At 63.7% G+C, this 17,592-nt stretch carries 24 protein-coding genes; 13 read left to right on the top strand and 11 right to left on the bottom strand.

All coding sequences use genetic code 11. The features are described from left to right. Positions 1-66: 66 nt before the first annotated feature. Positions 67-468 (top strand): PaaI family thioesterase, encoded by a 402-nt coding sequence (locus RX331_RS21100; RefSeq protein ID WP_317251836.1) that lies wholly within the window; start codon positions 67-69, stop codon positions 466-468. A gap of 2 nt (positions 469-470) precedes the next feature. On the opposite strand, the gene RX331_RS21095 is transcribed toward RX331_RS21100, so the two are convergent. The 3 genes from RX331_RS21095 to RX331_RS21085 form a co-directional block, all read right to left on the bottom strand. After that, positions 471-1,520: a phenylacetaldoxime dehydratase family protein gene (locus tag RX331_RS21095; protein WP_317251835.1), complete on the bottom strand. Its 1,050-nt coding sequence runs from the start codon at positions 1,518-1,520 to the stop codon at positions 471-473. 28 nt (positions 1,521-1,548) lie between these two features. Continuing rightward, the gene (locus tag RX331_RS21090; RefSeq protein WP_317251834.1) at positions 1,549-2,562 is read right to left on the bottom strand and encodes a carbon-nitrogen hydrolase family protein; all 1,014 of its coding nucleotides are present in this window, start codon (positions 2,560-2,562) and stop codon (positions 1,549-1,551) included. A 152-nt stretch (positions 2,563-2,714) separates the two neighbouring features. Next, positions 2,715-3,668, bottom strand: a complete 954-nt coding sequence (locus RX331_RS21085) for a helix-turn-helix domain-containing protein (protein WP_410707931.1) — start codon at positions 3,666-3,668, stop codon at positions 2,715-2,717. 254 nt (positions 3,669-3,922) lie between these two features. On the opposite strand from RX331_RS21085, the gene RX331_RS21080 reads away from it, so the two are divergent. Next, complete coding sequence (locus tag RX331_RS21080; protein ID WP_317251833.1) at positions 3,923-4,555, top strand: GNAT family N-acetyltransferase; 633 nt, start codon at positions 3,923-3,925, stop codon at positions 4,553-4,555. 95 nt (positions 4,556-4,650) lie between these two features. On the opposite strand, the gene RX331_RS21075 is transcribed toward RX331_RS21080, so the two are convergent. Beyond that, positions 4,651-4,947 (bottom strand): hypothetical protein, encoded by a 297-nt coding sequence (locus RX331_RS21075; protein ID WP_283028039.1) that lies wholly within the window; start codon positions 4,945-4,947, stop codon positions 4,651-4,653. 138 nt (positions 4,948-5,085) lie between these two features. Next, positions 5,086-5,769 (bottom strand): DUF2161 domain-containing phosphodiesterase, encoded by a 684-nt coding sequence (locus RX331_RS21070; protein ID WP_317251832.1) that lies wholly within the window; start codon positions 5,767-5,769, stop codon positions 5,086-5,088. Between the two features lie 173 nt (positions 5,770-5,942). On the opposite strand from RX331_RS21070, the gene RX331_RS21065 reads away from it, so the two are divergent. Continuing rightward, entirely contained in the window at positions 5,943-6,674 is a 732-nt protein-coding gene (locus RX331_RS21065) for a GrlR family regulatory protein (RefSeq protein ID WP_317251831.1), read from the top strand. Here RX331_RS21065 and fabG read toward each other — a convergent pair. Beyond that, positions 6,671-7,351 carry a 3-oxoacyl-ACP reductase FabG gene (fabG, locus tag RX331_RS21060; RefSeq protein ID WP_317251830.1) on the bottom strand — a complete coding sequence of 227 codons (681 nt, stop codon included), beginning with the start codon at positions 7,349-7,351 and terminating at the stop codon, positions 6,671-6,673. The genes RX331_RS21065 and fabG overlap by 4 nt on opposite strands. 133 nt (positions 7,352-7,484) lie before the next feature. Between fabG and RX331_RS21055 the strand changes: the two genes are divergently transcribed. The 3 genes from RX331_RS21055 to RX331_RS21045 all read left to right on the top strand — a co-directional run bounded on the left by RX331_RS21055 (position 7,485) and on the right by RX331_RS21045 (position 9,270). Continuing rightward, positions 7,485-8,195: an SGNH/GDSL hydrolase family protein gene (locus RX331_RS21055; RefSeq protein ID WP_317251829.1), complete on the top strand. Its 711-nt coding sequence runs from the start codon at positions 7,485-7,487 to the stop codon at positions 8,193-8,195. 109 nt (positions 8,196-8,304) lie between these two features. After that, a complete protein-coding gene (locus RX331_RS21050; RefSeq protein WP_057839937.1) occupies positions 8,305-8,505 on the top strand; it encodes a hypothetical protein in 201 nt (66 codons plus the stop codon). Between the two features lie 72 nt (positions 8,506-8,577). Then, positions 8,578-9,270 (top strand): hypothetical protein, encoded by a 693-nt coding sequence (locus tag RX331_RS21045; RefSeq protein WP_317251828.1) that lies wholly within the window; start codon positions 8,578-8,580, stop codon positions 9,268-9,270. Here the strand turns inward: RX331_RS21045 and RX331_RS21040 are convergent. Beyond that, positions 9,267-10,013: a tyrosine-protein phosphatase gene (locus RX331_RS21040; protein ID WP_317251827.1), complete on the bottom strand. Its 747-nt coding sequence runs from the start codon at positions 10,011-10,013 to the stop codon at positions 9,267-9,269. The genes RX331_RS21045 and RX331_RS21040 overlap by 4 nt on opposite strands. A 95-nt stretch (positions 10,014-10,108) precedes the next feature. Here RX331_RS21040 and RX331_RS21035 point away from each other — a divergent pair, with 95 nt between their 5' ends. Then, positions 10,109-10,429: an MliC family protein gene (locus RX331_RS21035; protein ID WP_317251826.1), complete on the top strand. Its 321-nt coding sequence runs from the start codon at positions 10,109-10,111 to the stop codon at positions 10,427-10,429. A 92-nt stretch (positions 10,430-10,521) separates the two neighbouring features. Here RX331_RS21035 and RX331_RS21030 read toward each other — a convergent pair whose 3' ends face one another. Beyond that, positions 10,522-10,719 carry a DUF2735 domain-containing protein gene (locus RX331_RS21030; RefSeq protein ID WP_410707927.1) on the bottom strand — a complete coding sequence of 66 codons (198 nt, stop codon included), beginning with the start codon at positions 10,717-10,719 and terminating at the stop codon, positions 10,522-10,524. A 588-nt stretch (positions 10,720-11,307) separates the two neighbouring features. Here RX331_RS21030 and RX331_RS21025 point away from each other — a divergent pair. The 4 genes from RX331_RS21025 to RX331_RS21010 all read left to right on the top strand — a co-directional run bounded on the left by RX331_RS21025 (position 11,308) and on the right by RX331_RS21010 (position 14,746). Continuing rightward, positions 11,308-12,342 carry a glutamine synthetase beta-grasp domain-containing protein gene (locus RX331_RS21025; RefSeq protein WP_317251824.1) on the top strand — a complete coding sequence of 345 codons (1,035 nt, stop codon included), beginning with the start codon at positions 11,308-11,310 and terminating at the stop codon, positions 12,340-12,342. A 149-nt stretch (positions 12,343-12,491) separates the two neighbouring features. Next, the gene (locus tag RX331_RS21020) at positions 12,492-13,196 is read left to right on the top strand and encodes a GrlR family regulatory protein (RefSeq protein WP_317251823.1); all 705 of its coding nucleotides are present in this window, start codon (positions 12,492-12,494) and stop codon (positions 13,194-13,196) included. Between the two features lie 6 nt (positions 13,197-13,202). Continuing rightward, positions 13,203-13,889 (top strand): substrate-binding domain-containing protein, encoded by a 687-nt coding sequence (locus RX331_RS21015; RefSeq protein ID WP_317251822.1) that lies wholly within the window; start codon positions 13,203-13,205, stop codon positions 13,887-13,889. Between the two features lie 41 nt (positions 13,890-13,930). Then, positions 13,931-14,746 carry a tetratricopeptide repeat protein gene (locus tag RX331_RS21010; RefSeq protein WP_317258199.1) on the top strand — a complete coding sequence of 272 codons (816 nt, stop codon included), beginning with the start codon at positions 13,931-13,933 and terminating at the stop codon, positions 14,744-14,746. 12 nt (positions 14,747-14,758) lie between these two features. On the opposite strand, the gene RX331_RS21005 is transcribed toward RX331_RS21010, so the two are convergent. After that, positions 14,759-15,202 (bottom strand): DMT family transporter, encoded by a 444-nt coding sequence (locus RX331_RS21005; protein WP_317251821.1) that lies wholly within the window; start codon positions 15,200-15,202, stop codon positions 14,759-14,761. Here RX331_RS21005 and RX331_RS21000 point away from each other — a divergent pair. After that, on the top strand, positions 15,194-15,487 hold the full coding sequence (locus tag RX331_RS21000; protein WP_317258374.1) for a hypothetical protein: 294 nt from the start codon (positions 15,194-15,196) through the stop codon (positions 15,485-15,487). The genes RX331_RS21005 and RX331_RS21000 overlap by 9 nt on opposite strands. An 86-nt stretch (positions 15,488-15,573) precedes the next feature. Then, positions 15,574-16,278: a GrlR family regulatory protein gene (locus tag RX331_RS20995; protein ID WP_317251820.1), complete on the top strand. Its 705-nt coding sequence runs from the start codon at positions 15,574-15,576 to the stop codon at positions 16,276-16,278. Here RX331_RS20995 and RX331_RS20990 read toward each other — a convergent pair. Next, the gene (locus RX331_RS20990; RefSeq protein ID WP_317251819.1) at positions 16,275-16,475 is read right to left on the bottom strand and encodes a hypothetical protein; all 201 of its coding nucleotides are present in this window, start codon (positions 16,473-16,475) and stop codon (positions 16,275-16,277) included. The genes RX331_RS20995 and RX331_RS20990 overlap by 4 nt on opposite strands. Continuing rightward, entirely contained in the window at positions 16,472-17,575 is a 1,104-nt protein-coding gene (locus RX331_RS20985) for a PepSY-associated TM helix domain-containing protein (protein ID WP_317251818.1), read from the bottom strand. The genes RX331_RS20990 and RX331_RS20985 overlap by 4 nt, the downstream gene beginning before the upstream one ends. Between the last annotated feature and the right edge of the window lie 17 nt (positions 17,576-17,592).

The raw sequence follows: 17,592 nt of genomic DNA, 5'->3' as shown, positions 1-17,592 counted from the left end.
TGCCTGATTTACCGGCAGCGTCCATGCTGCCCCGATACACCGCAAGGAACAACCGCCGGAGGACGAATGTCGGTGCTGCTCAAAAAGATCCAGTTGATGAAGATGCCGTTCGCAGAGCTGAAGGGCGTGACCTTCACGGAAGCCGAGCTGGACCGGGTGGTGGCGAAGATGGTGGTCCGGCCCGATCTGTGCACGCTGCACAACACGATTCATGGCGGCGCGGTGATGGCATTGGCGGACTCGGTCGGCGCTGCGGCAACCGTCATCAACCTGCCGGCGGACGCCAAGGGCACCACCACGATCGAGAGCAAGACCAATTTCATTGGCGGCGCCAAGGAAGGCTCGACCGTGGTCGCCACCGCCACCCCGGTGCATCGGGGGCGGCGTACCCAGGTCTGGCAGACAAGGCTGGAGACCGAAGACGGCAAGCTCGTTGCCGTCGTCACGCAGACGCAGATGGTGTTGTAGCCTCAGGCCGCCTCGACCGCCTGTGCCGCGTTCAGCATCCCGGTCTGCGGATGGCAGCCCACATATTCGAAAAGCTGCTCGTCGGCGCGGGCCACCGTGACCTCATGGTAGAGGCGCAGCTTTGCGGCTGGCCCGAGCGTCGACAGATATTTCATGGCGGCGCCGAAAATCCTAACATGGGTCGGGTGCGATTCAGCCCAGCGTTCCAGCGCGGAGAGGCTTTTCCACCAACTCATGCCGTAGGATTTTTCGGTCACCGCGCCGTTCGCACCGAGCACCGTCATGTAACGATTGGCGTAGCAGCCGATCGATCGGCCCTCATCGCGCAGAAAGTCCATGCCTTCGCGCAGCACCGGCTCGACATCGGCGAGATACATCTTGCGCTCGGCGGCTTCGGTATCGCCCCAATCCTGGCCCGACCGGATCAGGCAGATATTGTCATGGGGGATGACCCTGATGCGCGCGCCGTCGCGGATCGCGCGGGCGGCGCCTGAGGACGCCATCTCGCTGGTCTGCGACAGCGGAATGCGATCGCGCATGCCGCCCCAATAGGCGTGCTCCAAGACTTCGCCGCTCATGCCGTCGGCGAGAACCGCAACGCCCTCGGGTCTTCCAAGGGAAGAGAACAGGGTCTCATAGCCTTCGACGGACGGGTAAAGCGCCTCGAGGAAGGTGCCGAATCCGTCATTGCTTCGCTGCTCACCGGTCCAGCGCTCGCGCGCGGCTGGAAACCAGCCATCGAATTTTTGCCGGTCGTCCCAATAGGCCACGGTGATGATGTTGGTGAAGCCGGCCTCGTCGATGTAGCTGGCACGGTCCCAATGCGACGGACCATCCGCGGCCGTGAACTCCGATGCCAGTCGGTCCAGCGCCCGCCCGGTGGCGGCCGATGGCGCGTCGCGGGTCTGCAGGCCGAAATAGGCCATCACCACGCGCGTGACGGTCGGTTTGTGCCGCGCCACGAAGGACGGGTAGGGCGGCGCATAATCGTCGCCGACGCGGCGGTGGCGCGTGCGTGCGGTTTGCAGATGTGCAGGGATCGCGGATTCCATCGGCCTGCTCCTTTTCAGAATGAATGCGTCAGGCCTGCAGCCTGATTTCGCTCATCACCTCGGCATCGACCGGAAGCGAGAAATGCTCGACGCGGTTGGCGCGCTTGTTGTTGAGCAACAGCCGCGTGACGTCGGGCCGCGAATAGTGCCCAGCCGGATCGGCGGCATTCTTGGCTACCCCGATCATGCCGAGGTCGATATCGGCGTACAGAATGCCTTCCTGGTCGGGCGGCAATTTCTCGGCCAGCGAACTTCCATCTGGCCCGTAGATCACGGCGTGGCCGCCGCCGGCATGAAGAAACGCGTGTTTCTCCGGGCTGTCGCAGAGCTCGTCGATCATCGCCTGCGAGACCACAGCGCAGGGGCCCAGGAAGAAGCACGAGCCTTCCACCGCATAGACCTTGCTGGCGGCGTTATTCACCTCATGGCCGAGCGCATGCGCAAACGGATCGTACAGCGAGAAGCTCGGCCAGGCCCCGACATGCACCTGTTCGTTCTGGGCATACATTGCGTATTTCGACAGTGGCTGCAGATGCTCCCAGCAGCACAGCGCGCCGAGGCGCCCGATGTCGGTGCGATCGTGGACCGCGAGGTCACTGCCGTCGCCTTCACCGAAGACGGTGCGCTCGGCGTGGGTCGGACGCAGCTTTCGCCGCTTGGCGATGGTCTCACCGTCGGGGCCGATCAGCCATTGCGCGATGTAGAGGCTGCCACCGTCGCGCTCCGATAATCCGAGCACGGCGGTCAGTTTCGCGCGCTTCACGGCATTGCGGATCTGGTCCGCTTGCGGACTGTCGTAGGAGAGCGAGTTGTCGAAATAGCGCTGCACGAAGCCTCGGCCGATCGCCCAGGCTGGCGCGCCGAGCCAGATCTGCCACGGATATCCGGGAATGAAGGTTTCGGGAAAGGCGATCAGCTTGGCGCCCTTGGCCGAAGCTTCCTCGATCAGCTTGATGGTCTTGTCGACGGTTGCATCGAGGTCGAGAAAAACCGGCGCCGCCTGAACCACCGCCACCTTGTATTTCTGATGAACCAGACCCATCGCAACACTCCCTTCATCTCGGACTGACACTTGTCGATACCGAGCCTACAGCCGCGAGCGCATGGGCCGCTTGTCCGCGGTGGAACGAAAGCTTGTCTAAATCGGCGGGGGCTGGCCGAACGGACGCCGGGAGCGGCGGGCAGGCAAGGGCGTTATCTGCCGGTCTGCTCGCGCCATTCGCGCGGCGAGACGCCGAAGCGCTGCTTGAAGATGCGGCTGAAATGGGCGAGGTCGTTAAAGCCCCACGCAAAGGCGATCTCGCCGATGTGTCGGGCCTGGCTGGCGGGATCGGCAAGGTCGCGCTTGCAGCGTTCCAGCCGCTGCATCTGCACATAGCCACGGAATGAAGTCCCTTCGGACGCCATCAGGTCGCTGGCGTAGCGCGGCGAAATTCCAACTGCCGCCGCGGCGCGCGGCAGCGATAGTTCGGGATCGGCGAGATGCGTCAGGACATGGTTCTTGAGACGATAGAGCAGCGCCGATCGATGGACCGACTGGTCCGGCGAACGCGCGTGCAGCCGCTCGGCCAGCGTCATCGCAAGAAGATCGAGCGCCTGGTCGAGTAGCCGCGCCGCAGCTGCAGGATCGATCAGCTCGATCGTCCGGCTGACATTGCGCGCGAAATCATAGGTCAGCCGTTCGAGCGGACGGTCACCGGTAAACGTGGTCGCGGTCAAGCTCTCGAACGCGCCGACGCGCCGTTGCAGCAGCTTGCGCGGCATCTGGAAGATCGTCTGCGAAAAGCTGTCGTCGAAGCGCAGCTCATAGGGGCGGGTGGTATCGTAGATCACGAATTGCCCCGCGGAGACGACGGCTTCACGGCCGTCCTGGAAGACACCGTTCACGCCGTGATTGCCGAGCGCCATCAGCACGAAATCCTCGCTGGCGCGGGCGATGCGCGACGGAGTGCGGAATACGCGCTGTGCGGTGGAGTCGACCTGGGTGAGCGACACCGATCCCATTCTGGCCTGCGAGACCGAGCCCCAGAACGCGCCGCGCCTGTCCGACTTGCAGTCGAGTCCGACGAAGGTGTCGCAGACGATGTCCTGCCACAGCGCAAGCCGCCGCTCCGGCAGGCAAGAACCCGTGTCGAGCATGACAGCCACGAAGGACCTCCATTATCCCCTGCGGAAAGGTTTGCCAGCGCGGAAACAAGCAAGCCCCATAGCCAGTCTGCGCCGGGCGCTGTGTCTTAACAATTGGTTAATGAGGTTGCCGCTAAACGGCTGCAACTATTGCTATTATTTCAGGCAGTATACGCAATAATACGGCCTTGTATTTGATGTTGCGACGCACAATATTGGCCGCCTAGGGATTCGACGCCTCCTCGAAGGGCCTTTCTGAGAGGAGTTTTTGGACTATGTACCTCACCGTTATTGCGGCCGCGCTCGCCGATTCCAGCGTGCGCACGATGAGCCAGCAGGAAGAATTGCCGCTGTTGCGCGATCACCTGCTGCGGCTTGACCGCCTGAGCCGCCGCGACCGCTTCCACGGCTTCATGGATGACAGCTTCATCGAGCGCTACGCCGAGAAATGCGCCAATGACGGGACGGTCATCATTGCCTTCTTTGAGAATGGCGTGGTCCGTGGCGCTGCCGAATTGCATCCGCCGGATCAGTCGCCCGATTCGCTGCCCGAGATCGCCTTCAGCGTCGAATCATCGGTGCGGCGCCGCGGCGTCGGCAGCATCCTGTTCCGCAAGCTGATCAAGGAGGCCCGCGCCAAGGGCTACAAGAGCCTGCGGATCACCACGGGTGCGCAGAACGAGGCGATGCGGGCGCTGGCCAGCAAGTTCGGCGCGCAGCTGGTGTTCCGCCATGGCGAATCCACGGGCACCATCGACGTGACGAAGTATGATCAGGCTGAATTCGCCACGTCCTGGGCCGAAACCACGCTGAATGCGGTTCGTGCGGTCGTGGCTTTCAACCGCGCCTACTGGCGAATGCTGCTTCGGATGGCCGGCGGCGGGCCGACCGAGTGGGGCGCCTCGTAAGCCATTTTGACGTTCGAGCACGTAAAAAATGCCCAAGGCCAAACGAGCCTTGGGCATTTTTCTTAAGCAAGTCAGGTAGGGCTGCGGCGATCCGTTCAGGTACCGGTGCGCGTAGCGAAGCGCCGGACAACCTTGCGCTCGACCACCACCGCGCGCTGGGCACCCTGTTCGCCTGCGATGACGCGGGTTGCCGATCGCGCCAGGGCACGGCCGGTCTTCTTCACTTCAGCCAGCACTTCCTCGTAAGGCAGGCCCATCAGCGCAGCCGCGATTTCCGCCTGTTGCTGCTGGTCGTCGGTGATCCCCACGGCGGCGAAGATTGCCTCCTCCAGCGTCGGCGGATCCCGCCGGACGCGCCGTGTGCCGTATTTCGTGTTCCAGTCTTCGCTCATAGGGGCCTCGCATTGAATCGCGGAGATACCTATGTCTCCACATATTGCATTGCAATATGAATTTCGCATGGCAATACAGCCATGCATCTACAATTCCTCGGGTACGATAGGCTCCGTCCGTCCCCGATCACGATACCGTCATGGCGCCGCATCGGCAGCGGATAGCTCTCGCGGCGGCTGCGGCCAGCGTTTCAGCGCAGCATGGCCGGCGTCGGTCAGCACATAGACGCCGCGCTCGGCGCGGTCGAACCAGCCATAGACGTTGTGCAGCAGGATCTTGCCGGCATCGGGAATTTCAACCCGCAAATCCCTGACACGCCGCGGCCCACCCGACAGCGCCGACGCGCAGGCCAGCGCCTGCTGACGGTAGGCCGTCATGATCGGCGCACGGGTCGATCCGCCCAGGACAGGATCGCCCTTGCGCTTCTGGTGCTCGGCAATCAGCCGCGAGCGCTTCTTGGGATCGCGGCGCGGCGCCGACGTCGGCGGCTTGACAAGCACCTCGACATCGCCGGTATTGGTGACGGCGAGCATGCCAAAACCGAGGCGGCGGCAGAGATTGCGGTAGCGCGCGTCGCTTTCTCGGCCCTTGCCGCGGGCGGACAGTCTGGCGGCAAGCCAGACCTCGTCGGCGGCGCCGGCGCGATCCACCGCCTGCAGGATCAGTTCGAGATTGAAGGCGAGCTTCAGTTCGCCGATTACCACAACCCGCGGGTCGTCGCCGCTCAGCGCCACCAGATCGCAGCCGCCGACCTCGCCCTTGACCGTGAAGCCGAGCTTTTCGAGGAAGCGTTTGACGGGAAGATAGAGCTCGGTTTCCAAAATTCGCTCCGGCGGCCCAGGCGGCCGCGACTCAGTGCCCGGACTCTAACCGATATCAGGCAAAGCGTTTGATCGGGGGCCGCACGGGCGGCTATTCTGGCTCCGGGGACAAGGCCAGAGGCAATCGAGGGAACCCGCGAATCCAGAGTTCGCGGGCCAAATCGGGTTGCCGGATGCTAGGCGGGCAGGGCGTGCTGGAAGGACTATACAAATTCAGCTTTGTCACCGAGCGCGGCACGGGATGTGGCGTGATGTTCGCCACCGAAGGCGGCCGGCTCTACGGCGGCGATTCTGGCTCGTCCTTTGCTGGCGGGTTCACTTCGGTGGACGGCGTCATCTCGGTCGAGGTCACGATGTCGCGCCACAACCACGATCCGAACCACGTTCCCATGTTCGACGTCAACCACGCCGTCCTCAATTTCACGGGCGTGCCGCGCGGCGAGGAAGTTCATTTCCAGGGTGGCAGCGGGGCGCTGCCGGGGGTGCGGTTCAAGACCGTCCTCACCCGGATCAATGATGCTGACGCACCGCCGCCTGGCGAGGTCGGTCCCGACGGCATCGGTAACGGGCTCTATTCCATCCACATCCGCATGCTCGACGGCATCGACGCCGGCAACACCGGAGTAATGCTGCTGCAGGACGGCCGGATCAGGGGTGGCGACGCCTTCTTCGACTATATCGGGGCTTATTCGGCGGCAAACGGAAGGTGGAAAGGCGAACTCGTCAACCGCGAGCACACGTCCGCCCTGAGCGACCGGCCCATATTCGGTGGCCATGAAGTCGGGATCGGCTTTTCCGGCACCTATGACGGCGACGGCGCGGAAGGCGAAGCCACCGCGCTCGCCGGCAAGCGCAGCATCCGCTTCAAGGCGGTGCTGCGAAAGCTCGCGGAGGTGGAGGACTAAACCCTCCCGTTCACCGGCAGCAGTGCGCCGGTGACCGCGCTCGCCGCGTCGCTGGCGAGGAACAGGATGACCTCGGCCAATTCCTTTGGCGTCACCCATTTGGCGAAATCCGCCTTCGGCATGCTGGCGCGGTTGGCCGCGGTGTCGATGATCGACGGCAGCACGGCATTGACCGTGACCTTGCCCTTGAGCTCGGCGGCAAGCGCTTCTGTCAGGCGATGCACGCCGGACTTGGATGCTGCGTAGGCGCCCATGCCGGAGCCGGCCTGCAGCGCACCCATTGCGCCGACATTGATGATGCGCCCGCTGCCCGATGCGACGAGATGCGGGATCGCCGCGCGCGAGGCGTTGAGCGCGGTCGTGACGTTGAGGGCGTACATCCGTTGCCATGTCTTGGGATCGCCGTCCGTCACCGTCTCGAACGCGAAGCCGCCGGCGATGTTGATCAGCGCGTCGAGCTTGCCGAAATGCGCGGCGGCGGCACGGATCGCCTTGCTCGCCTGGGCCGCGTCGGTCAGGTCGACGCCGCCGAGCTCGAACCTGTCGGCCGTGGCCGGGACCTGCGTCGGGGCGTGGTCGACACTGGCAATCCTGGCGCCGCGCGCTATCGCTTCGTCGGCCACAACGCTGCCAAGCGCGCCGAGGGCCCCCGTCACCACAATGACCTTTCCGTTCATGATGGGCCTCCATACACCGGGGAAACAGGGCACCGCAGCCTAGCGCCGGGAGCTTTTCATTTGCAATGCGGTGATTTTGACGGAGAGATACACAGCTTCAATGTGGGATCGCGTCAGAACCGCGGGGGTTCAAATGATTGACAATTTTGCCCTTGCCGATCTTCCCGACGAAGTCATCGGCTTCAAATATCCGCTCCGGCGCCTGGCCGCGGCGCTTCGCAAGGAGCCGGTCAGGATCGTTGCGATGGGATCGTCCTCGACGGCCGGGCGAGAGGACGTAGTGCCTTATCCGCACTGGATGGAGATGTATCTGCGCCGCGATACCGGCAACGCGAGGATCGACGTGCTCAATCGCGGCAAAGGTGGTGAAGAGGCGGACAGGGAATTGCCTCGGTTCAACACCGATATCTTTGCCGAAGCCCCCTCGCTGGTGATCTGGCAGGTCGGCACCAATGCGGTCTTTCGCGACAAAGAGTTCGATTTCGATACAGTCGTGGCGGCGATCGAGAGCGGTCTGGATCGGCTCCGCGGCCACTCGGAGGACATGGACGTCATGCTGATCGATCCGCAATATGTTCCGGCGATGCTCCTCGACGACAAGGCCGACCTTTCCGAACGCATGGTCGCGCGGATATCGGCGGCAGCGGAACGCGTCAAAGTGAATGTGTTTCACCGCTGGGCGCTGATGCGGCACTGGCACGTGCATAACAATATCGCCCTCGACCGCATGATCGATCCGACCGACCCGGACAGGCTGCATCAGAGCGACGGCAGCACGCTTCGACTTTCGAGAGGCCTGAGCAACACGATTCGGAGGGCGGTCGCGACTGCGGAGATCACGTAAGACGACGGATTGGGGGCTAAATCGATAAAATTTGCGGAAGTTCTGTAAGCCGTTTGCAGACTCGGTTCGATACAAGGCGGATACCAACAAAAGGCCAGGGGGATTTGTCATGGGTTTGCCGGATCATGGTTTACCGCTTGTTCAGCTTAAGGAGCAGCGGCGTGACCTCGTCGTTGCGCTGCAGAACCGCAGCGGTCCGGTTTCGAGCTGGGAACTGATGCAGATCGCGGCGATCCAGCAGGCGATCTCGGCATTTGAGGACGTCATCGCCGACCTCGATGCCGAAATGGAAATGGAAGCGGCGGCCTGAGCCGATAGGCGCTTCTCTCCGGCCGGATTGCGCGCTTCTTTACGGCTGACGTCCGAAGGGTAGGATCGCGGCATGCACCGCGCTCTGGCATTTCCACTCGTTCTCGTCGCATTGCTTGCGCAGCAGTTGGCTGCTGCCTCGGCGCCGGCCTGCATCGCCGACCAACATGGCGGTCTCGTCTGCGGCGAGGGGAATGCCGCGATGCGGGTCGTCGACGATACCATCTCACCATCGAAAAACTACGCGTTCGCCTGGCGCGGCGAGCAGGGCCTGTCGGTCGGCGATCCGCCGCCGCCCGGCGTTGAAAATCTCCTGATCCGCCTCAGCGACAGCACCGTGCTTGCCAAGCTCGGCGGCGAGTACTGGGCGACCGGCGAGATGCGCGCTAACCGCTACCAGCTGGTCGCCGTCTGGTCACCGGACAGCCGGTCCGTCGTCGAGGTCGCGAACAGCCGCTGGGACAGCGACTCCTTTGCCTATTACCGGATCGATGGCGCAGCCGCCGCGAAGCTCGATCTGCGGGCGCTGGTCGAGCCTGTCATGAAAGCCCGGCTGCCGCCGCGAAAACGCGAGGGCAATTCCTTCAGCGTGCGCACCGATCGGCCGCTGACGCTCGATGCGCGCGGTCGCCTGCCCTTTACCGCGATGCTCTATGTGCCCAAGAGCGAAACCAGCAATGACTACCAGATACAGGTCAACATCAGGACCACGGGCGGCAAGCCATCCGCGCAAGTGGTGTCGATGCGGCGGGTGAAGGCGGATTAGCGCTGCAGATAGCGCGCTTCGAGGTGGGCGCGCTCGGATTGACCGATGCCGAGGCCGTCGCGGATATAGCTTTCGAGATCGCCATAATCGGCATCAATGGCCTGGAAGGCGGCAGCGAGGAACGCGGCCTGCACCGAGCCGAGCACCTGGCTGACCTCGTCGGGCAGGTCGATGCTGTGATTGGGATCCCTGCGGTAGAAGCGGTTGGTCAAAAGATAGTCCTCCGCGATGACGTCCTCGGGAACGCCGAGCGTATGCAGGATAAGCGCGCAGGCGAAGCCGGTGCGGTCCTTGCCGGCGGTGCAATGGATCACCAGCGGCGCGTGGTCTTCGAGCAGGTGCGCAAACAGCGACCGGAAGTGCCGCGTGTTGTTCTGCACGTAGCTGCGGTAGGAATCGCACATCACCTCGACGGCATGATCGGTCGACAGCGGCGTGCCGCCGGCCGCGATCGCGCGCAGGGCCGCGACGACCGTGGGTTCGACCGGCAGCGAATGAACTGCGATTTCAGGCATGGCGCACAGGGCGGCGGCGCGCTCTTCGCTGCCACGAAAGTCGAACGCGCTGCGGACGCCGAGATCACGGAGGATAACGACATCGTCGTCGGTCAGATGGCCGAGATGGTTGGAGCGGAAAATCTGCCGCCAGCGCACGGTCCGGCCGTCGCCCGTCGCGTAACCGCCGAGGTCGCGGAAATTGCTGGCGCCGGAAAGGTGGAGATGGCGGGCAGGGGTCACTGACATCGGCTGGTTCGGACGATCTCGTGTGGTGGACAAGCACGGAAGGACATGTCGTCTGCTCCGGTCTCGTCTATACTGAACTCTGCAAGGGGCGAAGCATGAATTGTCTTAAAGATATGATTTTTGGCGCAGCACTATGCGCAGCAGCGGTAGCAACCATCCCGTCGGCCGTATCCGCGCAGTCCAGCTTCCGGAACTATCGCTGCGCCGACGGCTCGCAATTCGTGGTCGGATTTTTCGAGTACGACAAGCGCGCCCACCTGCAGCTCGACGGCAAGGCATTGACGCTGCCCAAGCGCGTGGCGCTGACGGGTTCGCGCTATCAGGCGAAAGGCGTCACGCTCCGGATCAGCAAAGCGGGGGTTGTTACGCTCAAGCATGCCCGGCGGAAGACCACGACCTGCGAGCAGCAGACATGAAAAAGGGCCGAAACGTTATCGTTTCGACCCTTTTTGGTTTGCCGTCCGCGCCGTATTGATCGGGCGGGTCCCTGCCAGACACTTCCCGGGCATCAGTGATCCCGCTCGGTGTTGGCATCTTGGATGGCGGCGGCGTGGTACCAGCTGTCGCTGCAGTCCGCGAGGTTGACCGCCTCGGCGGCAAGCTCGGCCGGCTTGGTCTCGCCATAGCGCCGTCCCCGGAGAGCCGCGCGGCCCCCGGTTGGGAACTGGTAGATCGTGGCAGACCCCTGATTAACACCCGTATTCATCATTTCAATCTCCTCATCCCTCGGGCGAGTACCTCCATGGTGCGCCCGACTCGTTCTCTAGTGGTTACTTAAGTCGATATTGTCCGTGCCCCTGCGGGGTGCAAGTGCCCAAGATCACGGCAGTCTTTGTTTATTTTATAGGCAGATTTCGCGTTGCTTCCTGCGGGGCAGCATTCGCATGATCAACGCGCGACCGAGCGGGATGGTTGCTCGGACGATCCGGCGTCCGGCCTATCGAGGTGAAATGGTGCCGCTCCTTTAAGCGCTTAGCCGGGCAGATGCGGAAGTGCCGGAGAAATGGGCGGGATTCGCCCCGCAGCTGTGCCGCCGTTCCGCGTGATTTGAGGCCTTCCGCGCTTCTATGTCGCAGCTTTTATTTTAGGCCGGCGCCAGCTCCGCCTGTGGACGAGGCCTACCGCAGTGCAGCGATTGGCACGTTAAATGCTTACTAGGAAGTGGCCTGACGTGGCCGGGTACACGTATGCGGAGCTTCCAGGGGGCTGGGCGTCTTGATCCAAATTCAAGGCTTCATCCAGATTTCAAGGCTTCGGTTCCGCATTTCACAGTAGCAACTTCAAGAGAGGCTCAATGACCAAGTACAAGCTCGAGTATATTTGGCTCGACGGCTATACGCCGACGCCGAGTTTGCGCGGCAAGACGCAGATCAAGGAATTCGACAAATTTCCGACGCTGGAACAGCTTCCGCTGTGGGGTTTTGACGGCTCGTCCACCAATCAGGCCGAAGGCCACAGCTCCGATTGCGTGTTGAAGCCGGTCGCGGTTTATCCCGATGGCGCCCGCACCAATGGCGTCCTGGTGATGTGCGAAGTCATGATGCCCGATGGCAAGACCCCGCACGTGTCCAACAAGCGCGCGACCATTCTCGACGATGAAGGCGCCTGGTTCGGCTTTGAGCAGGAATACTTCTTCTACAAGGACGGCCGTCCGCTCGGCTTCCCGTCGGAAGGTTATCCGGCGCCGCAGGGCCCGTACTACACCGGCGTCGGCTACAAGAACGTCGGCGATGTCGCCCGCAAGATCGTGGAAGAGCACCTCGACCTCTGCCTCCATGCCGGCATCAACCACGAAGGCATCAACGCCGAAGTGGCGAAGGGCCAGTGGGAATTCCAGATCTTCGGCAAGGGCTCCCGTACCGCCGCCGACCAGATGTGGATGGCCCGCTACCTGATGCTGCGTCTCACCGAAAAGTACGGCATCGACATCGAATTCCACTGCAAGCCGCTCGGCGACACCGACTGGAACGGCTCGGGCATGCACGCCAACTTCTCGACCAAGTACATGCGCGAAGTCGGCGGCAAGGAATATTTCGAGAAGCTGATGGGCGCCTTTGAGAAGAACCTCATGGACCACATCGCCGTCTACGGGCCGGACAACGACAAGCGCCTGACCGGCAAGCACGAGACTGCGCCCTGGAACAAGTTCAGCTATGGCGTGGCCGATCGTGGCGCCTCCATCCGCGTTCCGCACTCCTTCGTCAACAACGGATACAAGGGATATCTGGAAGACCGTCGTCCGAACTCCCAGGGCGACCCATACCAGATCGCTTCCCAGATCCTGAAGACCATCTCGGAGGTCCCGACCGGCGCCAAGGCGGCCGCCTGAGCGGACCGACGATACGACCGGGGAACCTCCGGTTTGCAAAGCTGATCCGCCAGGGTGCCCCCTGGCGGATCATTGCGTTTTGATGAAAGGCGTTTCCCTGCGTTATGAAGCGCGCTAGACAGCGGCTTGGGCCGGCCGGGGACACGGCATTGTTTGAGGGATTTTACAAGGTCAGGTTTCAGCTTGGCACCGCGGTCGGCCGCAGCGTGATGTACGCGCATGACGGCAAGATGCTGGGCGGCAACTCGGCATTTGCCCATATCGGCACTTACCAAAAGCGCGACGACAGCGTCGATATCGTGATCCAGACCATCCGCCACAACCCGGACCCGAATTACCGCGCGATGGCCGGCACCGACGATGCGACGCTGCTGGCGAAAGGGAGGGCGGACGGCAACCTCTATCGTTTCGAAGGCGGCCTGAAGGAATTGCCCGGCGTGCCCTTCCAGTCGGTGATGACACCGATCGAGCAGGACGCGCTGCCGATCGCCGGCGGGCGCGGCGAGGGCGGCATCGTCAATGGTCTCTATTCCATCCACGTTCGCCTGCTCGACGGTGTCGAAGGCGGCCTGACGGGCGTGATGCTGCTCAATGACGGGCGCATCCTCGGCGGCGACGCCTCGTTCTATTATGTCGGCTCCTACACTTCGGAGAAGGGCCGCTGGAAGGGCCAGATCCTCAATCAGGAGCACACGCCCGCGATGGGCGAAAATCCGGTCTTTGGCGGACATGAGGTCGGCATCGGCTTTGCCGGCACCTGCAATGAGGAAGGCGCGCTGTTGGAAGCGACGGCGCTCGCCGGCAAGCGCAGCTTGCGCATGACCGCCGTGCTGAAACTGATGCGCCGGGTGTAGCAGCCGATGAGCGATGCCGTCCGCGTGCTCTCGACGCTGGCGCTGAAGGGCGCCATCCAAGTCCTGGCCGGCCAATATCACGCGGCCGGCGGGGCGCACATCGATGCCGATTTCGCGCCGACACTGGCGCTGCTGGGCCGGCTGCGCGCGGGCGAGGCGGCCGATGTCGTCATCCTGACTCGCGCGGGACTGGATGAGGTCGCGCGGGAGGGGCGCGTTGCGGCAGAAACCTGCGTGGATCTGGCGCGCTCCTTTGTCGGCGTCGCTGTGAAGGCGGGGGCGCGGCATCCCGATATATCGAGCGTGGCAAGCTTACGTGCCTCGCTACTGGCCGCCCGTGCGGTGGCCTATTCGCGGCTCGGCGCCAGCGGCATTCTATTCGCCAAGCTGATCGAGCGTCTCGGCATTGCGTCCGAGATCAATGCCCGGGCGGTTATCATCCCGCAGGGGTTTACCGCCGAGCGTCTTGTCAGCGGCGAGGCCGATCTCGCCATCCAGCAGATCAGTGAGTTGAAGCAGGTGCCTGATATCGAGGTGGTCGGGCCGATTCCCCGCGAACTGCAGACGCACGCGGTGTTTTCCGCCGGACGCATGCGCGCCTCGCAGAAGGCGGGGGAGGCGGATCGGCTGCTGCGCTATCTGGCGTCATCAGAGGCTGCGCCGGCGTTGCGGGAGAGCGGGCTCGAGCCTTGAATTCGGCGGCGGGCCGACGCAACCTGCGGCTCATGAAGGAAATGCTCCAAGGCCTGCTGACCATTGCCATGGCCGCCGCTGTCGCACCGACGCCGTCGGCTGCGCAATCGGCCGACCTCGTGCTGTGCGACCGCATCGCCGCCGACCCCTCCGATCCCGATCGGCCGGCGGACGTGAAGGGTGTGACTGAGATTGCGGCGTCCGACGTCGTGACCGCGATCAAGTTCTGCAAGAACGCCGCGAACACGTCGCGGCGGGCGATGTACCAGTTGGGACGGGCCTATGCCGCCAAGGGGCAAACCGCGGACGCGATGGCGGCCTGGCGCAAGGCGGCCGACAAGGGATCGACCTCGGCGATGGTCGAGCTCGGCGTGCTCTACGGGGACGGCAGCGGTGTCGCGCGCGACGAGGCGCAGGCGCGAAAGCTGTTCGAGCGCGCGGCCCAGGCCGGCAATCCACGCGGCGTCAGCAATCTTGCCGCCTTGGGTGGAGGCGGCGCTGCAGACCCGGCGCGTGCGCGCGATCTGCTGTCGAAGGCAGCCGAGACCAACGCCGAGGCGCAGTATCAGCTCGGCGTGATGCTGGCGGAAGGCAATGGTGGGACCCAGGACGATGCCGCCGCCCGCGCGCTGTTCGAGAAGGCGGCTGCGAAAAACCATCCGGCGGCGCTGGAGCGGATGGGCGCGTTTGCCCAGGCCGGCCGCGGCGGGCCGAAGGACGCGGAGGCTGCCAAGGCCTACTACCAGCGCGCCGCCGCGCTCGGCGACGAGGATGCCAAGAAGGCGCTGGAGCGGCTGCGCTGTCCCTACGCGATCAAGGACAAGCGTGGAAACGTGGTGACCAATTTGTGCTTTTGAAGCGAGCGACGTCTACTCCCGGATCAGGACAACGCCGGCGATCAATAGCACTGCGCCCGCGAGCCGCGCCGCATTGACGGGATGCGGCGTCAGTCCGAGCGCGCCGAAATGGTCCAGCGTCACCGCGGCCAGCACCTGGCCGGCAATGACCAGCGCAAACAGCGTGGCGGCTCCGAGCGAAGGCAGCAGCAGGATCACCAGCAAGATGAAGGCGGCGCCGAACACGCCGCCGGACCACGCATACCAGGGAACGTTAGCCATGGTTTTCCAGGCGGGAACGCGCTCCCCGAGCGCGATCACCGCAACGATCATGGTGATGAGGCCGACGGCATAGCTGACCAACCCCGCCCATGCCGGCGACGCCAGCGCCGTGCGCAGATTGCCATTGAGCACCTGCTGGGTTGCGACGCTGACACCGGCGCCGAGCGCGAGGAGATAGAGGAAGAGATGTTGCACGAGCGCTCCCGTTCATTCGAGCCGGCAGGGCGATCCATCCGGACAGGACAGGAGACAACGCCAATAGCCCGACAGGAACAAGAGGGCTGGCGGCGCTGTTGTGCAGAGGGGCTCGTCAAAGAACGGTGCCTTGCCATGATCCGAAAACTGCAATCGGGCGAATACCGGCTCTATTCCCGCAAAATCAATCCGAAAACGGGCAAGCGCCGGAACCTCGGAACCTTCAAATCGCGCGCGGCGGCGGAAAAGCATGAGCGCGCCGTACAATATTTCAAGCGGCACTGACCCTGCGTTAAAACGCGGCTGGCACCGGCCCTGCAGCGGTGCTAAGCCCCCGGCCATACAATATTGTGATAGCGCAGGGTATTTCGTTGCTGAACGGGCTTTACAAGGTCGAGTACGGCGTCAACGACGCATTCGGCCGCAGCATCATGTGCATGCACAACGGCAAGCTGCTCGGCGGCAATTCCGCCTTTGCCCATCTCGGCACCTACCAGGAGAGCGGCGACGAAATTCTCGGCGAGGTCATCACCCAGCGCCATAATGACGATCCCCATTATAAGCCGCTGATGGATACCGACGTCGCCGCCATCAGCGTGCGCGGCAGGCTGCGCGGCAACATGATCCGTTTCGAGGGCAGCGCTGCACCTCGACCCGGCGCCTTGTTCTGGGCCGAGCTGACCCGGCTCGACGACGAGGCGCTGCCGCCGGTCGGCACTGTCGGGCCGGGCGGTATCGTCAACGGGCTCTATTCTCTCCAGCTTCGCGCGCTCGACGGCGTCAAGGCCGGCCTGTCCGGCGTTATGCTGCTGCTCGACGGCCGCATCCTCGGCGGTGACGCCTTTTTCTACTACCTCGGCGCCTACGCCTCGGCCGACGGCCGCTGGAAGGGCGAGATCCTCAACCAGGAGCACACGCCAGCGAAGGGTGAAAATCCTGTCTTCGGCGGCCATGAGGTCGGCATCGGCTTTACCGGTACCTGCGACGAAGCCGGTGCCGAGCTCGAAGCGATTGCCCTGGCCGGAAAGCGCAGCCTGCGGCTGGCAGCGACGCTAAAGCTGATGAGGACGGTCTAGGTGCGACTGCGTCTGGCGTAAAACCAGGCGGTGAGGGCGACGGGCGCGCCGAGTGCGATCCAGGAGAAGTAACGGCCCGGCCCCTCATATAGCAGCGCACTTAACAGTCCGGCCGTTGACAGCACGCCGATCAGCAGCGGGCCGCCATAAACGGTCCACCAATTACCGCTGGATCGTGACTTCCGAATGTCAATCATCGCGACGGCTGCAACGCAGGTTGTCCGGCCATCGCGGGGCTGCGGTGCTTGCGTCGTTTGGCGACCCAGAGATAGAGCCCGCTGCCGATCACGACGATCGTCATGATGTCGAGCAGCGCCCAGATGATCTTCAGCGGCATGCCGCCATAGTCGCCGAAATGCAGCGGTTGCGAGACCAAAAGCGCCTTGAGATAGAGGGGGAGGTCGCGCGCGTCGGAGACCTCGCCGGTTTCGCCGTCGAGCAGCACCGGCTTGAGCAGCCGCGACGTCAGCGGCGTGTCGCCGCGCATGAACACCGCGAAATGGTGCGAACTGCTGAACGGCGTGCCGGGGAAGGCAACGAAGGAGATGTTCATGTCGGACGCGGTCTTGCGCGCGTTGTCCAACATCTTGTCGAGGGACGCGAGATGCACCGGCGGCGGCTTGCCGGCATAGGGCTTCACCATGTCCGCAAGCTCGGTGGCCTTCCACTGGTTCAGCATCACTTCGGCGAGCGTGTTGATGACGCCGGTGGCGCCGACCACCAGCGCCCAGGCGATGGTCACCGCGCCCAAAAGATTATGCCAGTCGAACCAGGCGATGCGGCGCGACTTGTCCCGCAGCGTGCCGAAGCGGAGGCGGCGCGTGAACGGCCAGTACAGCGCCACGCCGGAGACGATTGCGACCAGAAACAGAAAGCCCATGGCGCCGAGGAACAGCTTGCCGGGCTGGCCGGCGAACATGTCGACGTGAAGCTTGAGGAAGATCAGCATCGGGCCGCCACCGACCGGGCCGAGCGGCTTGGCGGTATTGGCATCATAGGCCGAGAGCGTCGCCGCATCCGGATCGCCATCGACCTTGTTGTTTGTGTAGGCGATGATGTTGTTCGGCTCGTCCCTGTCCCACAGGATATATTGCAGGACGCGGCCGGGATCGTTCGCCAGCGCCGCGCGGGCGATCTCGTCGACGCTCCGCCTCACGGCGCCCGGCTGGGCGATCTCGGGCTTCGGATCGTAGCCGAGCAGCTCATCGATCTCGTGATGGAAGATCAGCGGCAGGCCGGTGACGCACAACAGCAGCAAGAACAGCGTCGATATCAGGCTGCTCCAGGTGTGAACCACCGACCAGATGCGAACAG

Source organism: Bradyrhizobium sp. BWA-3-5 (assembly GCF_032917985.1).
GTDB lineage: Bacteria > Pseudomonadota > Alphaproteobacteria > Rhizobiales > Xanthobacteraceae > Bradyrhizobium.
This window is presented reverse-complemented; position numbering and strand designations above follow the sequence as displayed.

Bases quoted from the DNA above. Each gene is read 5' to 3' on its own strand.
- RX331_RS21025 (WP_317251824.1), top strand. From the start codon at position 11,308: ATGACCAAGTACAAGCTCGAGTATATTTGGCTCGACGGCTATACGCCG.
- RX331_RS21075 (WP_283028039.1), bottom strand. From the start codon at position 4,947: ATGAGCGAAGACTGGAACACGAAATACGGCACACGGCGCGTCCGGCGG.
- RX331_RS21030 (WP_410707927.1), bottom strand. From the start codon at position 10,719: ATGAATACGGGTGTTAATCAGGGGTCTGCCACGATCTACCAGTTCCCA.
- RX331_RS21090 (WP_317251834.1), bottom strand. From the start codon at position 2,562: ATGGGTCTGGTTCATCAGAAATACAAGGTGGCGGTGGTTCAGGCGGCG.
- RX331_RS21050 (WP_057839937.1), top strand. From the start codon at position 8,305: ATGGGTTTGCCGGATCATGGTTTACCGCTTGTTCAGCTTAAGGAGCAG.
- fabG (WP_317251830.1), bottom strand. From the start codon at position 7,351: ATGAACGGAAAGGTCATTGTGGTGACGGGGGCCCTCGGCGCGCTTGGC.
- RX331_RS21080 (WP_317251833.1), top strand. From the start codon at position 3,923: ATGTACCTCACCGTTATTGCGGCCGCGCTCGCCGATTCCAGCGTGCGC.
- RX331_RS21000 (WP_317258374.1), top strand. From the start codon at position 15,194: ATGTTGCACGAGCGCTCCCGTTCATTCGAGCCGGCAGGGCGATCCATC.
- RX331_RS21010 (WP_317258199.1), top strand. From the start codon at position 13,931: ATGCTCCAAGGCCTGCTGACCATTGCCATGGCCGCCGCTGTCGCACCG.
- RX331_RS21055 (WP_317251829.1), top strand. From the start codon at position 7,485: ATGATTGACAATTTTGCCCTTGCCGATCTTCCCGACGAAGTCATCGGC.
- RX331_RS21015 (WP_317251822.1), top strand. From the start codon at position 13,203: ATGAGCGATGCCGTCCGCGTGCTCTCGACGCTGGCGCTGAAGGGCGCC.
- RX331_RS21045 (WP_317251828.1), top strand. From the start codon at position 8,578: ATGCACCGCGCTCTGGCATTTCCACTCGTTCTCGTCGCATTGCTTGCG.
- RX331_RS21040 (WP_317251827.1), bottom strand. From the start codon at position 10,013: ATGTCAGTGACCCCTGCCCGCCATCTCCACCTTTCCGGCGCCAGCAAT.
- RX331_RS20990 (WP_317251819.1), bottom strand. From the start codon at position 16,475: ATGATTGACATTCGGAAGTCACGATCCAGCGGTAATTGGTGGACCGTT.
- RX331_RS21095 (WP_317251835.1), bottom strand. From the start codon at position 1,520: ATGGAATCCGCGATCCCTGCACATCTGCAAACCGCACGCACGCGCCAC.
- RX331_RS21065 (WP_317251831.1), top strand. From the start codon at position 5,943: ATGCTAGGCGGGCAGGGCGTGCTGGAAGGACTATACAAATTCAGCTTT.
- RX331_RS21100 (WP_317251836.1), top strand. From the start codon at position 67: ATGTCGGTGCTGCTCAAAAAGATCCAGTTGATGAAGATGCCGTTCGCA.
- RX331_RS21035 (WP_317251826.1), top strand. From the start codon at position 10,109: ATGAATTGTCTTAAAGATATGATTTTTGGCGCAGCACTATGCGCAGCA.